Here is a 333-nt window from a genome sequence, read left to right as displayed (position 1 = left end):
CTGATGGTCGGCACCGGACGCGGCGCCCAGCTCGGCATCCTGCTCAATCCCCCTGACGAGCAGGACACCGCCCGCAAGCTCTACACCGACGTCCTCGACAAGACGCGCACACTCACCCCCGAAAACTAGACCCAACTCGCCCACCCCCGCCGAGGCCGTCCCGCACCTCCGGGCGCTCGGTCAGCGGCCCGACCTGCTCACCGGGGACAACCGGGCCGTCGCGGAGGCCGTCGCCGCCGAGGTCGGCATCGCCGCCGAGGACGTGATCGGCTAGGTGCTCCCGCAGGACAAGGTGGCCGTCGTACGGCGGCTCCAGGCCGAGGGACGGGTCGT

At 72.1% G+C, this 333-nt stretch carries 1 pseudogene; it reads left to right on the top strand.

The features are described 5' to 3' along the window. Window positions 1-142: 142 nt before the first annotated feature. Window positions 143-271, top strand: a pseudogene (locus tag PUR61_RS45240) (HAD-IC family P-type ATPase); the annotation flags it as partial. Between the last annotated feature and the right edge of the window lie 62 nt (window positions 272-333).

Source organism: Streptomyces sp. BE20, from assembly GCF_036322525.1.
In the GTDB taxonomy this organism is placed as follows: domain Bacteria; phylum Actinomycetota; class Actinomycetes; order Streptomycetales; family Streptomycetaceae; genus Kitasatospora.
The sequence above is the reverse complement of the archived record's forward strand: the minus strand, read 5'-3'. Positions and strand labels throughout refer to the sequence as shown.